General features: G+C 39.2%; 11 protein-coding genes and 2 pseudogenes. 4 read left to right on the forward strand and 9 right to left on the reverse strand.

Annotated elements, in window-relative coordinates:
• Nucleotides 1-74: 74 nt before the first annotated feature.
• Nucleotides 75-926: pseudogene (locus AB1L08_RS19115) on the reverse strand (aminotransferase-like domain-containing protein); the annotation flags it as partial.
• A 366-nt stretch (nt 927-1,292) separates the two neighbouring features.
• Here AB1L08_RS19115 and AB1L08_RS19120 point away from each other — a divergent pair.
• From AB1L08_RS19120 to AB1L08_RS19130, 3 genes are all read left to right on the forward strand, one after another.
• Nucleotides 1,293-2,252 carry a DMT family transporter gene (locus AB1L08_RS19120; protein ID WP_413066234.1) on the forward strand — a complete coding sequence of 320 codons (960 nt, stop codon included), beginning with the start codon at nt 1,293-1,295 and terminating at the stop codon, nt 2,250-2,252.
• 23 nt (nt 2,253-2,275) lie between these two features.
• Entirely contained in the window at nt 2,276-2,905 is a 630-nt protein-coding gene (locus AB1L08_RS19125) for a nitroreductase family protein (RefSeq protein ID WP_413066235.1), read from the forward strand.
• Between the two features lie 607 nt (nt 2,906-3,512).
• Nucleotides 3,513-3,683 (forward strand): hypothetical protein, encoded by a 171-nt coding sequence (locus AB1L08_RS19130; protein WP_413066236.1) that lies wholly within the window; start codon nt 3,513-3,515, stop codon nt 3,681-3,683.
• Nucleotides 3,684-4,131: 448 nt separating this feature from the next.
• Here AB1L08_RS19130 and blaOXA read toward each other — a convergent pair whose 3' ends face one another.
• The 6 genes and pseudogenes from blaOXA to AB1L08_RS19160 all read right to left on the reverse strand — a co-directional run bounded on the left by blaOXA (nt 4,132) and on the right by AB1L08_RS19160 (nt 10,545).
• On the reverse strand, nt 4,132-4,932 hold the full coding sequence (gene blaOXA / locus AB1L08_RS19135) for a class D beta-lactamase (protein ID WP_413066237.1): 801 nt from the start codon (nt 4,930-4,932) through the stop codon (nt 4,132-4,134).
• A gap of 466 nt (nt 4,933-5,398) precedes the next feature.
• Nucleotides 5,399-5,536: pseudogene (locus tag AB1L08_RS19140) on the reverse strand (penicillin-binding transpeptidase domain-containing protein); the annotation flags it as partial.
• 1,500 nt (nt 5,537-7,036) lie between these two features.
• Complete coding sequence (locus AB1L08_RS19145; RefSeq protein ID WP_413066238.1) at nt 7,037-7,828, reverse strand: carbon-nitrogen hydrolase family protein; 792 nt, start codon at nt 7,826-7,828, stop codon at nt 7,037-7,039.
• Between the two features lie 162 nt (nt 7,829-7,990).
• Nucleotides 7,991-8,953: an agmatinase family protein gene (locus tag AB1L08_RS19150; protein WP_413066239.1), complete on the reverse strand. Its 963-nt coding sequence runs from the start codon at nt 8,951-8,953 to the stop codon at nt 7,991-7,993.
• Entirely contained in the window at nt 8,940-10,346 is a 1,407-nt protein-coding gene (locus AB1L08_RS19155; protein ID WP_413066244.1) for a purine-cytosine permease family protein, read from the reverse strand. The genes AB1L08_RS19150 and AB1L08_RS19155 overlap by 14 nt, the downstream gene beginning before the upstream one ends.
• Before the next feature lie 40 nt (nt 10,347-10,386).
• Complete coding sequence (locus tag AB1L08_RS19160; protein WP_413066240.1) at nt 10,387-10,545, reverse strand: hypothetical protein; 159 nt, start codon at nt 10,543-10,545, stop codon at nt 10,387-10,389.
• Nucleotides 10,546-11,348: 803 nt separating this feature from the next.
• Between AB1L08_RS19160 and AB1L08_RS19165 the strand changes: the two genes are divergently transcribed.
• Nucleotides 11,349-11,954, forward strand: a complete 606-nt coding sequence (locus tag AB1L08_RS19165) for a TetR/AcrR family transcriptional regulator (RefSeq protein WP_413066241.1) — start codon at nt 11,349-11,351, stop codon at nt 11,952-11,954.
• 384 nt (nt 11,955-12,338) lie between these two features.
• Here AB1L08_RS19165 and AB1L08_RS19170 read toward each other — a convergent pair whose 3' ends face one another.
• Together AB1L08_RS19170 and AB1L08_RS19175 are read right to left on the reverse strand one after the other, a co-directional pair.
• Entirely contained in the window at nt 12,339-12,506 is a 168-nt protein-coding gene (locus AB1L08_RS19170; RefSeq protein WP_413066242.1) for a hypothetical protein, read from the reverse strand.
• Nucleotides 12,507-12,664: 158 nt separating this feature from the next.
• On the reverse strand, nt 12,665-13,549 hold the full coding sequence (locus AB1L08_RS19175) for an N-acetylmuramoyl-L-alanine amidase (protein WP_413066243.1): 885 nt from the start codon (nt 13,547-13,549) through the stop codon (nt 12,665-12,667).
• Nucleotides 13,550-13,634 lie beyond the last annotated feature (85 nt).

Consider the following 13,634-nt stretch of genomic DNA (forward strand, 5'->3'; position numbering starts at 1 on the left):
TACGACGATGATTTGGATTTTTCCTTTTTTATGTCGAATTTTGAACATTATTTTACCCAGACTTTGTTATTGAACCAGCTTTTTAAATAAATTACATAGCCGTTCGTGTTATAGGAAAAAACAGGGTCAAAGCTTCGTTCTTCCCCTAAATCGGCCATATAATCATCTTCGACAATATACACGTTATATTTATCAGCCATCTTGGCGATCGCTTTTCTCTCTCCAATGCTGTAGGAGGTGCCAAGCGGATTTTGATACCTTGTCATGGTGTAAAAAAACTTGATATTCTCATTTTTGAATATGTGCTCCAGTTCCCGAAGATCAATTCCTGATGCGGTACGAGTGACTCCATAAACAGGAATTTCCTCCCTTTCCAAAAAGCGCATGTAGATGTCGTAGCTTGGCTGTTCCACCAAAATGACCGACTTCCCGTTTGGAAAGGGCATCTTGGCCAAAATCTCCAAGGCTTGCTGCACTCCCGAGGTGATGACGATTTGCTCGGGCTTTGCAAAGACTTGACCCTCAGCCAAATGGTCCACGAGTGTTTCACGAAGCCTTTTCAGCCCTTGTGATTCGCCATAGGAAAAGAGGTGGTGTTTATACGTATCGATCGCTTTATTCAAGCAATGCTGGAAGTCCAAGTAAGGAAAGACGTTGATATCCGGCGAAGCAGCTGTAAAGTCGATCAGTCCTTCCGTCCGCTTTCCCTCGTGCGCCTGCCCCCCGATCACATAGTAGCCGCTTTGGGGAATGGAATAAATGCAATGTCGTTTCTCCAGTTCTGTATAAGCACGTATAACGGTACTAATACTGCAGCTGTACTGTTCCGCAGCACGACGGACAGATGGTAATTTCTGTCCTGGGCTGTACACACCATCCGTAATCTTTTGCTCCAGTTCACTAAGGATCCGTATATATTTATTCATCCTCTCCTCCTCCAAGACGCCTCCTTGTTATCTTCCTTTAAACACAACCACCACATAGAACGTTCAAGCGAATAAAGGAACATTCCGGCAAATATACTAACCGCCGAGCTCCCATCAATTAAACATCTAACTTTGTTCAAACCCACTCAACCGAACCTTGCAGGCCTCAACACTGTCACAAGTGGCAATGCCGCCCCCTTTTCGTTTAGAAGTGAACACTGTACCGATACAGTTGACCAAAATGAAGATTGCTGTGTTTTGTAACCTGCCATATGCTTTAAACAACAGATACACTGAATAAAAATCCTTTTGTTAAAAAAGGGGGAGAGGACCATACGAACTCAAAAGGAGCTTAGGCTCGCATATTTGTCAGCGGTGTTGAACGCAGTCATTATTGGATTTTCCTTTTTGTTTACGAAAATAGCGCTGGATTATGCACAGCCGCTGGATACGTTGATGTATCGTTTTGCTGTTTCCTTTGCTGCCATATCCATCCCTTCCTTATTCGGAAAATGGAAGAAGTTCCAAAGGGATCCGCTGAATTCCAAACTTGATTTCACCGGTAAACCACTGTATAAAACCTTATTTCTGGCCGCCCTATACCCAATTAGCTTCTTTTCTTTTCAAACCTTTGGATTAGAACGGGCCACTTCCGCTGAGGGAGGGATTCTTTTTGCCTTCATCCCTGTCATGACCTTAATCCTTGCCTCCTTATTTCTCAAGGAAGCAACAACCATTTGGCAGAAACTGTCCATTTTTCTCTCCGGATTTGGTGTCGTCTTTATTTTTATTTCACAGGGTGCCGGTATTGATATAGACAATATGACCGGTATCTTGCTGCTCTTATTCTCATGCTTTGCTGTGGCCGGATATAACGTCCTGGCCCGCTCCTTATTAAAGATCTATCGCCCAATAGAAATTAGTTATTTGCTTTCCGGGATTGGCTTTTCGGTTTTTGTCAGTATATCTTTGATGAATCACATTTCAGAAGGGACCCTTAATCTCCTCTTGATGCCATTAACGAATGGCTTGTTCATTATTTCTATTGGCTATTTAGGAGTTCTTTCCTCACTTGTTACATCCCTGCTGACAAATTACGCTTTATCCAAAATAGAAGCCTCTAGAATAAGCGTCTTCAGCAATTTGTCTACGGTTGTTTCTATCATTGCCGGTGCCCTCCTTCTAGATGAAAGGATCACCGTCTATCACCTGTTCGGATCCGTATTGATTATCGGAGGTGTATTGGGAACTTATCATCTTGATAGAGAAAAGTTCCGTAAAGTAAGGCTACATGTATCCAGATATGTAAATCCAGGGCAAAAATAACTGATAACAAGGAGTTGTAGATAATGTCAACCATGTTGCAAACGTGCTTATTCAAAATTTTCCAGGAGCGGCGTTCCATTAGGCATTTCGATCCCACTTTCAATGTAACCGAAAAAGAGATTGTGGAGCTGCTGGAACTCGCCAGCAGCGCTCCCTCTGCATGGAATCTTCAGCACTGGAAGTTTCTTGTCATCACGGATTCAGCGGCCAAACAAAAACTGTTGCCCATCACATATGGGCAAAAGCAAGTAACCGAGGCTTCCGTGGTGGTAGCCGTATTAGGGGACCTTCAGGCTAACCTTAACGCCGAAGCCGTTTATGACCAAGATACGTATATGCCTGAAAAAGTGAAAGCGGATCAACTGGCTCAAATCAAATTTTCCTACGCCAACCTTCCCACTTTGCCGAGGGATGAGGCCGTCCGTAACGCGTCGCTGGCTGCCATGCAGCTCATGTTGGCTGCCAAAGCGAAGGGACTGGATTCCGGGCCTATGGGCGGCTATGATGCTGAGCAATTGACTGAAACGTTCAACATCCCCTCACGCTATATACCCGTTATGCTGATTGTGATCGGCAAAGCGGCCAAGCCAGCCTATCCGTCCTTTCGGCTCTCCATAGCCGAAAAAATAGTTTGGAATGGCTTTACAAGTTAACGTAGAATATCATGTACTGAAAGGAATGGTAAATGCGACGGTGATGCCTCTTTACACCTGAGTCAACAACTCATGACTGAAGTCACGAGCTTGTCTCCGTCTACATAGCAGACGGTGCTTGCACTTCGTACAAGCCTTTTAGACTTGTTCCTACCCAGTAGTGCCAACGAGCAATCCTCTCCTACCTTAGTATGGTGGAACATAAGGACGGTTGACTTCGCCCCTACCGCAAGAGTCATGCTCCTGTGGTAACCGTCAAAACGGTTTCACCTACGTTAAAGATTTTACGGTTACAACGTATTCCTGTAACCAACCTCATATCTTTAGTTGTCAAAGAACAAAGAGTGCCTTCAGCGAACAGTCGCCCAACGGTTTTCTCTTGTTCTTATTATATTACTACAAAGCAAGGAGGGAGGGCAGGAAAAGTGGAATGGTACAAAACTTAATGCCGTCTAAAGACGGCACCGTTTTGTAGCGTCCATTCCTCTCATGACTGAAGTCACGAGTGTCCTGTCCGAAATAATGAATTTTATAAACATGAAGGGCTCTCTTTTCAGGAGCTGCCCTTCAGTAAAGCGTGTAATAACACCGACAAGGAGGAACGACTATGGTCCGTCCTAACGAACATATTCATCAGTGGATTGCAGAGAACACCCAGCGATTCCCACTTGACACCGGGGAAGCCCACCCCGAACTTCCGCTTTCCGTCACAGATGCGTCGATCGTCGGAATCGCATCGTCCGTACGTTCAGGGCATGCCTTTTTCACGAATGATTAAATGCAAAGATGATAGCTGAACTTCCCTTTCGACGTGCAACACATTGCTTCAGTTCAATGGCAAGGTACTAGAACTGACCCGGCCAACTTCTCCGTTTGTCATTTTAATTTGATGCCATTTTTTATTCTTGTCCCTGACAGGATTGCCCTTTTTGTCCAAAATGAGATGGACGTACTCATTCAGCTTGAGGGAGCCAATTGGGCTTTTGTTAGTCGATGCCTCGGGGCGTACCTTCAAGCCCGATGCGGTGGCACGGGCAAGATTTTCACTGACAGATGGCTCTTGTACTGAACAAAGTATTAAGTTTCAGGGCCCCTATATTTCAATATAACAGGCTTACTTTTCTCCATGGTCGCTTTATAAATGCTGATGTCTCCGCTCGAAGAACGGTTTTACTTGCCCTTGCCTTTAGTTTAGTCCAATATTAATTGGAACAACAGACGAAAACCTATTTCTTTTTTATAATGTTTTGTTCCTTTAAAATATCGAGTGTAATATTTTTCGCTTCTGTTCCTGTACTGTTCACATTCACCGCAAATACCCACGTATCTTTTTCTGACTTTACAAAACCCACATACCAGCCTAACCCCATATCCGAAAGCCTTGTCCCTGTTTTTCCGTATAGGGTGTATTCATCCTGCTCATCCTGGATCATCATTCGTTTTACTGTTTTTTGATGCTTTTCAGCAAAAGGAAGTTCTTCTCTGACCAGTTTTTCAATAAAAGCTGCTTGTTCATATGCAGAAATCTTCAGACTACTGCCCAGCCAAAAAGAGTCTATTCCTCCGGTTATATCCTCATTCCCATAATGCATCTTCCTGATATACTCTTTCATCCGGATTTCTCCGATGTCCTTTGCCATGTCCTGGTAATACCAAATGGCTGACTCTCTCATTGCTGAAGCCAATGAATGATCCCGGTTCCAGCTTTCAAAATCCCGGACGACTCCATCCCATCGTTTGACCTCATATTCATCCCTTACCGCACTTGTCTCCAGTCCAATTAGTGCATTTGGCACTTTAAACGTTGATTCGGGAGTAAACCTTTTTTTGCCCCTCTCCCTGTTGAAAGCAAAAACTTTGCCGTTTTTCAGATTTTTTAACACCGCTGTACCTTCTCTCCCATCAAAAAACTCCTTGGCATCCAATTCCTTGGCTTTCTCCTTCTCTGCTCCTGCCACTGTTCCGGTTCCTAATACAAACGGCATAACGGACAGCAAAAGGACCATCGCAATCACATACTTCTTCATCAAAGAACCTCCTTTGTTGTTTAATCGCAAACCTGGTGCCGGGTTCAGATTCGATCCGATTCATTGGTCGTCCAATATGCTCCATACTTTTTCTCCACCATTCATTTCAGCCATTTTGCGCTTCTCTTCAAGTTCCTAAACATGCGGTCGTCCTCACCTCCTTTAAAATCCAACAACTAGAGCAAGCTGTGTTCTTTATGAAAAATAACAAAAAGGCAATAACCTAAGTGGCATTTGAAACTACAGATCCGGTATCAAGAAAGCCCCGCCGCACGATCAGAAGACAAAAGAGCAAGAAGGCGATAAAAAAGAGTCATTGGGTGGCTTGTTGAAATTGATTATTCTGTGTTCGTTTACTACAATCTAAAATGAAGGTATCGATCCGACATTATTAAAACTACATATGTAGTATTTAACGCGGAAAATACCCAAAAAGGAGAACAACCTTTTCGGGATTGCTTTGCTTTTAATAAATATGTTTGTTTCGTAGGATTTGACGGGCAATTTCTGCAGCTTTTCGTCCGTCGGCCTGTCCATTTTTATTTTGAATATTAATCGCAAAATAATGGGTACGGTCATCTTTCTCTACAAATCCAATAAACCAGCCATTCCGTTTTCTACGTTTAACTCAACTATGCACAGGCTTTCCCTTCTTCTCCACAGGTATAATTACTACATCTTTAGTTTTTTAAAACTACAGATGTAGTAATTGGACTCATTATAGCACAAACAGTTAAATTGACAAGCCCTTCGAGTAGAAAATGTTGTTGAGCGCGAAACCATCATAGGCAGTAACATTCTTGAACTCCCTAAGATCTATGGATTCTTTAGTCATTATTCCGAATTCTCACTAAACACTTGCTAAACCTTTTCGTTGGACGTTTACTGGGCGCCCGCAGGAAATGTGATCTGTTATTTAAGCCATGTTGCACTGGTCATTGGAACATCAATAAACAACAAGAATTAAAAAATTCGCCGGCAAGAAAAAACCCTTCTCTTTTGAAAGGGGTTTTATCATTTGAAAGTCAGCAATTATACTCGCACTAGTTTTAACGTCGTCTATTTGACTGACATAACATTAAGCATTTTGGAGTTTGGATTCATTGAATTTTTCAAACTTTTTGATTGCAATTTTACACTTACCACCAGTCGTTATTAATCTTCCCTTTCATTTTTCTCTTTTGCTTTTTTCTATTGGTAAAAAATAATAGAATTGATATGACTAATAAAATGATAGGATAAAGAAAAAACCAAGAAAATTTAGGAGTTGCTGATAAATACAGTACATAAGGCAGTGATAATAAAATACTTACCAACATAAACTGCCATGAAAACACGAGTAATGAAAGCATTACCGATATTGTTGAAACGATTAAAGATGCCCAAAATATAAATGCATAAATCGCGTTTCCCCTCCTCCCTTTCATCTTATTTTATACAAAATGATAGTGATTGTGAGGAACATTAAAAGCATATGATGTGCAATTCAGTGAATGCAGACAAATGGTTGCAGAGGAATCTGCAGCAATTAAAAGGAATTATGCCCGGTCAGTGCCGGGCTTTTTTAGAATGCGGCTCAAAGAATCTTTACAAGGACAGTAACTAGCATACTAAAAGCATGGAGAGTGAGAAGGTAGCAGTTGCAGTTTGAGCAAGTGTTGCAACAGCTCTAAATTTTTTAGATGTTGGAACACAAATAGCTAAACAATTAAACAAAAGACATTCTAAACCTAATAATGGATTGATAAATATCTATTAAAGGAAAGCTTTGTTTGAGGAATATTTTGAAATACTAAACCATGATACTACTAGTGCAAAATGGTTGAAATACCCTCCCACCCCAATGTTATCCTTGTAATATCATTCCAATTAGAGGTAAGAGGGCAACGATTTACTTAAGTGAAAAACAGCGTAAAATCCTTGGAAAATAGAGATCGAAGTACTCATACTCCTCTTCATTTAAAAACACGGGCTCATATTATCTTGTTAGCGGCAGAGTTGCCATTTCTTTACAAGATTACGATTAGGATTTTCACGTTTGGCTACAACCGCAAAATTCTTATCTTTCATATTTATAAAAAATGATTCATCATATGGCTATTAATTATTTACTAAGTATACCGTAAAGGTTGCTCCGTCTATTTGTTGTGTAACTCATCTTCGAATCAAGTTCTTGCTCAACTGGTAATGTCACCGCTTGAGCTTGTTCTTTATCTTTCAGAGCTAAAAGAATTTTTCCGGCTGCATCAATGACCATGCTATCTCCACAGAAATCAAGTTCTCCTTCTTTACCAAGACGATTACAAATAATAACCGGGATTTCATTTTCCATCGCTCTGCTTCGCGCAAAAATGTGATGGTGCATTTCATACGGATGCATATTTGCATTTATAATGACGATTAAATCTGCTCCCAACAATTTCAATGCTCGTGCAATTTCAGGAAATTCCACATCAAAACAAATCATCAATCCAATGGATCCAAGAGGAGTCTCAATAACTTCGAAAGTAGATCCCGGTTGAAAATAATTTTTTTCTGCATCAAACAAATGCATTTTTCGATATACCCCTAAAACTTTGCCTTGATCATCAATAAGTGCAGAAGAAATATAATAATTTCCGTCTTGACCATCTTCCGGAAATCCCAATACTACATAAATTCCTTGTTGTTTGCATAAATTTCGAACCTTCGTCATATAAGGGCCATCAATCGTTTCAGACATTTCGCTTAAATTTTTACCGACTGAATAACCCGAAAGAAAAAGCTCGGGAAATATGACTATCTGAGCCCGTTCTTCCCTCGCTTTCACGACCGTCTCAGCTATACGTTCATAGTTATATTGTTTATCACCTAATTTTGGGGTTAACTGGGCAACAAACACATTTATTTCTTTCACAGATCTTCCTCCTAATAAATTTTATAACTTCCTAAACCTATTTGTTATTGTCCATAAGCCTGTTTAAAGAAGTACTCAATAGTTAAAAATCCTAATATTAAGCCCCTTCAATCGCTTTGAAGGGGCTTTCTCTTATTTTAACAGGTCCAATACAGCAGCTAATTACTTAAGGTAACGAGCCCGTGAAGCAAGCATGTCCGCAATAAAACGTATGGCTGTGATTGCTGTAATATCCGCATGATCATAAGGGGGAGCAATTTCAACTACGTCAAATCCAACGATATTTAACTCACCCAACATATCTATAGCTTGTATCATTTCACGAACCAAGATTCCACCTGGTGTTGGTGCACATGTTCCAGGTGTTTGTGAAGCATCCAATGAATCCATATCAAATGAAATATAAACACCATCTGTTCCATCTGAGACAATTTTCATAGCTTCTTCTATCACTTGTTGAATACCTTTTTTATAAATATCTCTCATAGTATATAAAGAAATACCTTGTTCTTTCACATAGTCCAGTTCAGCTTTAGGGTTCATTGGACCACCGGCACCAATAATAACAGCTTTTTTTGGATCAAAACAATCAAGTTCCATCGTTCTCGGTACTGGGCAACAATGGTTCCATGGGTCGCCGCCTACATCTTCTGCTGTATCTAAGTGTGAATCAAATATGATAAATCCGTATTTTTTGGTAGGATCAAGTTCATTTAATGCTCTTGTTGAAGCAATCGTTATTACGTGATCTCCCCCTACAAGAACAGGAAGTGCCCCTCCTTTTAGAATCTCCAATACATCCTTTTTCCCACTCTCCAGTGTAGTGAATGCATCATTAATTTTTACATTAACGTCCCCAACATCTCTAGGATTATATTTTTCAAAAATGTTTATATCATAATCAAAATGATAAGGAATGACCATTGAAGAGACTTCGCGTACTTTTCTTGGACCCATTGTAGAACCTGTACGGGTAATGGTCGTTCCATCATATGGCACCCCAAGTATCGCCGCTTTAACCCCTTCCTCTTTTATTTGCTGTGCATCTGGTTCCATCACTGGACTATTTAAAAATGTGGCAGGTCCTTTGTGTAAAACTGAGCTCCAAGTATCATTCGTTTTCATTGAATACCCCTCCAATATTTTTTTGAGAATAACGATAATCTCCGTAATTATATTTTTTCAGAAAGAACTTTGTTAATCCGTAATAAACGAGTGCTGACACGATTATTGAAGGTAATGTAGCTCCAAGTGCATTAAACAAAGTCATTCCAAAAGAACTAGTTATAAATTTGAACCCTGTCATCCATCCGCCCAAGAATAGCCAAACAATCATCCCCACTACTTGGGAAAAAATGGCAACAGGATTAAATCCCTTAACATACTTATAAGGTCCTTCTTTGTCAAAACAAGCTCTTATATTTATTTTTTGTTTTCTTAAGAAGAAATAGTCAATTAATATAATCGCCCAATATGGCCCTGCTAACATAGCTCCAAAGATTAAAATGAAATCAAAAGCATCGCGCAGTGAACCGATGAAAATAAATGGTAATGCTGGCAATGAAATGAAAATTGTGACAATTCTAAAATTCAAATTTGGAAATACAGTCAATACAGACATTGCTCCTGAATATATTAAAATGGTAATCGTTGTAATTGTACCAGCAATAATACTAATAAATGCTACAATGCTTAAATCAAGTTCAATCATCCATTGCGTTGGATCTACCTCACCTGTTAATATTGTAGCCATTCCACCTACAACTCCAAGTAACATCCCCGCTAATGCCAATCCAATATACGTTCCCCAAAAACCACTTTTTTCACTTTTGGCCATCCGATTCCAAGAACCTATATATTGGAGCCATACAACTGCGTATGCAAATATGGCCTCAAATGCAAATATCCAACTCGTCTCTCTAGTTGCTTCAAAGCTTAACAGCGCTGCAAGATTGTGAGCACTCAATAGCTTTATTAACATATAAATGCTAAAAGCCAACATTACAGGTACAGTAATGTTTGAAAGTTTAAATCCTATTTTTGGATCAATAAGCAATAAAATTATGGGAATTATAATTCCACCTACTATAGCGTAAGCATAATACTCTCCTGCAAAACCGCTTGCACCTGTTAAAATTTCAACAGACAATTCTCCAGCAGATCCCATCAGCGAAGATAAAATTCCTGTCCAACCAATCGTAATAGCTAAAATTAAAAAGACTCCGAATACTGAGCCATAATATCCAAATGCAGGTCTATGAGAGATGATTTCATCGATACCATATTTTACATTTTTTTGAGCGGACCATGCACAAATCGTATATGCAGCTAAATTTCCAACAATAGTCATGATGACCGCCGGGATAAATCCTAACGATTCTGAATAGGTGCTTCCTAGTACAAATGAAGCTAATATAATGTTACCTCCAGCATACAGCCAGAACATGGTTATCGGTCCGGCATGTCTGGCGGAGGATGGGATTGGGAATACGCTCGCAGAGAAATCCTTTTTTATAATGTTCTCCCCCTTTTGTTAACAATTTACTAGATCTATATTTTTAATAAGTAATGGAATACCAAATTGAAGCGATTACAAATGGCAATATACCAATACCAATCGTTAACAAATGATGAAACTTTGTCAGGTCACTTACAATATACTCATTTTCAATTTGTTCGTCTGAAATTTCAAAAAGATTTTTTTTTGCAATGCTCATAAAATCCCCTCCTAATTGATACTCAAAAATTACAATGGAAAATGTTTTTACTTCACTTTTTAATTAACTTTAAAATCAATGTTGAGTTTCTGCCAATTATTCCAGCGGAAATAAGTTTAAATATAAATCTAAAACTGTCCCACCTCCTCGGCCAGATATAAAGAATTATTCTTGACAGCACTTACAATTTACTCATCTAAATCATCTAAAAGCCAATCAAAAAATTCGAGTATTGCCTACCTATCATTAGTTAGGCAAAATTTGATTGTTTTCATATTATCACGTAAAAAAATAAAATGCAAATTGTTTTTAAATTTTCTACATTCCCTTTAAAAACCAATAGTAACAGTATATAATTTTATTTTATGTTCAACTGCAAAGCTATCATTTCAAATTACGAAGGTGAATTTGTTGAAACCAAATTGTGGTTCGTTAGGTAAATTCCTGTAATAATGGATGCCACTTGAAACTATAAAAGTAGAATGAAGGGCCCAGATGAAATCTATCGATTGCACTTTACTCATCATAATACGGGCGGCTTTCCGGAACACCGAAAGATTGATGCATAATTAAATTAAAGTTTGCTTTAATAATTGATAGTCTTATGGTAAATTTCACCTCAAATACGCTCTTTTCTTTGGGCATTTTAGTTTACGCAAACCGAATAATATCAAAGCTTAAAGCCCTTTTTGTATTTAGAACCCAGCTCTTGCTTTCGTACTTCAAGATTAACTAATGTTTGTTAGATAACTTCATTCCATTTATAATAAAAGGACTGGAATAATTTCGAGGGGGGATACATAATGAAAAAAACATCTAATAAGAGGAATTCGAACACTGAATTTGAAATAAAGAAAGCCGCATTACATTACATTTCAAAATATGGTTATGAGGGAACTACGCTTAAAGATATTGCCCAAACAGTTGGAATAAAAACACCTTCAATTTATTCCCACTTTGATTCTAAAGAACAACTGTTTATTTCCCTTCTAAAAGATTTAAGAATAAAGGATCGAGAGGGATTGATGAAACACGTTTTATCACTTCGAAATAAATCAATTGAAGAAGTATTTAAAAATTTATTTTTTTATTACACGGATGCTAATAATATTGTTTTTTGGGTGATTGCTTTAAAGGAAATATTAATGCATCCAACAACTGATATTGTGCAAAATCTTAGGGAGGGCTTTACAGAGCTTGAAAGGGAAATATCTATACAACTTACGGAACTTTTCCAAATTGGCAGAAATGAAGGTTGGATTAAAAGAAAAGATACAGAACTAATGATTTCTCTATTTTTCACATTGATTGATGGCTTGCTTGTAGAACAAAGTTTATATGATGATAAAAAATATGAAGAGAGAAGAAAAGAGATGTGGAATTTATATCGGCAAATTATTACTCAATGAGAAAAAAATTTATTTTGCAAAAACCGTTAACTCTTTGCTTCAAATATAAAAAATAAAAGATGATCGACGTAATCCCTAATTGCCACAATGGACACAGGCAAAGGTTTCTTGTTAAAAGACGCTAGCGCCTTATTTGATGAGGAGATAGTAACATCACCTTCCTCTATAAAGTTAAGCTTTCTTCAGAATGCTCTTATTTTCTCATAAATGCTCAAACACCTATCCGGAATTTCAGATGAGTTGTACGAGAGACTCATATGTTGAAAATATGTAAACACACCATTACCCATCCTATCGGCCAAATTAGTTATATTTGGAAAGTCAGTATAAGCGCGCAAGTTCGAAAAAAGCCCGGTCAGCGTCAGCGCCGGGCTTTTTTTGGATTTAGTCGTTAATTTCTCTACAACGGCAAATGAATCTCTCGCGGTCACGGTCGCGGTGATGGCGGCAATCATCCCAATCACCGATTTCCCTACATCTACAGATTAATCTGACGCGCCTTCTTCGTCTGTCTCTTTCACCGCCAACAAAGTCATCTTCAAAACAGAACATACAGACTACACCTCCTTTATATCTATTAAAGTCGGCCGCCTTATTAATAATATATTAGAGGTGGTCGAAATGGATTGGACAAACAGTCTGATGAAAACGAGGATTTTTCTACTAAAATAAAAATCCCTTCCTTTAATATAAAATGTGATTGTTTTTATTTAACCTCTCAACTTTTTCAACAACTGCAAATTTTGGGCTGCTGTACCGGTATAATTTTTAATCCCGTGTTTGGCAGCAAGTTTTTTCCGGTTAGCGAAAGATGAGTCAACGCCAATCGACTTGAGATAGTCAACGATAGAGTTCGTTTTCATGTCGCCCTTCGGTTTTACTGCAGCTGTTGCTGGTTTCCCGGACCTTAATGTATTGAGCAATTCCAGGTTTTGGGCTGCTGTGCCCTTGTAATTACGGATCCCGTGCTGTTCAGCCAGTTTTGCACGGTGGGCAAAGCTCGAATCCACACCAATGCTGTTGAGGTAGTCGACGATGCTGTATCCTTTGTACTCAGCAGAAGGCTTGCTGGCGGGCTTTGATGCTGGCTTGGCCGCACTTGCTCCGGCTTTTACCATCCCAATAAAATCGCCCCAACTGACTCCTTTTTTCCCATTACGTAAAAAATGGGGACAATCTTTGCCGCTCCATTTATTATGCTGCACGACATTGCTTATGGGGATATGATGTCTCGCCATCAACACCTTCACCAGCTCAGCTGCGTTTCCAACAGCCTTTTTAAAATTCCCATCTTCGTTTACACAGATCTCAATGTGAATAGACTGAGTGTTTCCCGGTCCATTTCCATCACCCGCCGCCCAGCACTTTATATGATCGGGGAAGGATTGTATAACCTCCCTGTCATCGACCTGATACTGCCAGGATGCATTGCGCGGATTCAGGTTAGACTGCAAATTTGCATGAACTTGAGCATCCGCTCCTTTGTTTTCGTTAGCTGTCTCATGTATTGTGATATAGTTGCATGGATTGCCGGTGCCGTAAGACCGCTTATTGATAATGTCTTGAGATACTAATTGCTGTTTAATAGCAACCATACGAAATTCCTCCTTAATATATAATAGTCTCTCGGCATTCGCCGAGTTAGATGGGTCAAAGGATCTCTTGACCCAACTGTTTGAT

Origin of the sequence: Siminovitchia jepli, assembly GCF_047228825.1 — a bacterium.
Classification (GTDB): Bacteria; Bacillota; Bacilli; order Bacillales; family Bacillaceae_C; genus Siminovitchia.

Bases quoted from the DNA above. Each gene is read 5' to 3' on its own strand.
- AB1L08_RS19125 (WP_413066235.1), top strand. From the start codon at position 2,276: ATGTCAACCATGTTGCAAACGTGCTTATTCAAAATTTTCCAGGAGCGG.
- AB1L08_RS19130 (WP_413066236.1), top strand. From the start codon at position 3,513: ATGGTCCGTCCTAACGAACATATTCATCAGTGGATTGCAGAGAACACC.
- blaOXA (WP_413066237.1), bottom strand. From the start codon at position 4,932: ATGAAGAAGTATGTGATTGCGATGGTCCTTTTGCTGTCCGTTATGCCG.
- AB1L08_RS19150 (WP_413066239.1), bottom strand. From the start codon at position 8,953: ATGAAAACGAATGATACTTGGAGCTCAGTTTTACACAAAGGACCTGCC.
- AB1L08_RS19160 (WP_413066240.1), bottom strand. From the start codon at position 10,545: ATGAGCATTGCAAAAAAAAATCTTTTTGAAATTTCAGACGAACAAATT.
- AB1L08_RS19165 (WP_413066241.1), top strand. From the start codon at position 11,349: ATGAAAAAAACATCTAATAAGAGGAATTCGAACACTGAATTTGAAATA.
- AB1L08_RS19170 (WP_413066242.1), bottom strand. From the start codon at position 12,506: ATGTTCTGTTTTGAAGATGACTTTGTTGGCGGTGAAAGAGACAGACGA.
- AB1L08_RS19175 (WP_413066243.1), bottom strand. From the start codon at position 13,549: ATGGTTGCTATTAAACAGCAATTAGTATCTCAAGACATTATCAATAAG.